We start from the raw sequence: 591 nt of genomic DNA on the forward strand, positions 1-591 counted from the left end.
CGAAGACGCCCCGGTCCTCGAACTCGGCATCGGCTCCGGCCGCCTCGCCCTGCCGCTGGCCCGCCGAGGCATACCGGTCAGCGGGATCGACGCCTCACCGCAGATGATCGCCGTACTGCGCCGCCACGCGGCGAACTGCGCGTCGACGCCCGGATAGCCGACATGGCCGACTTCCGCCCGCCCCGTTCCCGTTTCGCTTCGTCTACGTCGCCGCGTCCACGTTCCTGCTGCTCGGCACCGCCGACCGGCAGGAGCAGTGCCTGCGCCGGGTCGCCGACGTGCTGAGCCCCGGCGGCCGGTTCCTGATCGAGGCCGCGCTCCCGCACACGGTGATCGCCGGCGACCGGCAGGTTGTCGTCCGGCACGTCGACGACGACCACGTACGACTCACCCTGCAGCAACGGGAGGTGCTGAGCGTGGCGACCAATGCCGGCGGCGGTGCTGCCGGTTCTTGACCACGGCTGGCGCCGGGTCGCCGGTGATTCGTGCAGCGTGACTACGGATCCTGCTATTCGTCGAGGTGCAGGTCGGCGCGCACGCCGAGCAGGCGTACCGGCCGCCTCAGCTCGATCTTCTCCAGCACCGACAAAG

General features: G+C 71.1%; 2 protein-coding genes. Both read left to right on the forward strand.

The window, feature by feature from the left end; genetic code table 11:
- Window positions 1-157: class I SAM-dependent methyltransferase (locus I4J89_RS52205; protein ID WP_196421109.1), on the forward strand; the 157-nt coding region annotated here is incomplete at its 5' end.
- A 121-nt stretch (window positions 158-278) separates the two neighbouring features.
- Complete coding sequence (locus I4J89_RS49140) at window positions 279-455, forward strand: hypothetical protein (RefSeq protein WP_196421110.1); 177 nt, start codon at window positions 279-281, stop codon at window positions 453-455.
- The last annotated feature ends 136 nt before the right edge of the window (window positions 456-591 follow it).

The sequence above is a fragment of the Actinoplanes aureus genome (assembly GCF_015704865.1).
Classification (GTDB): Bacteria; Actinomycetota; Actinomycetes; order Mycobacteriales; family Micromonosporaceae; genus Actinoplanes; species Actinoplanes aureus.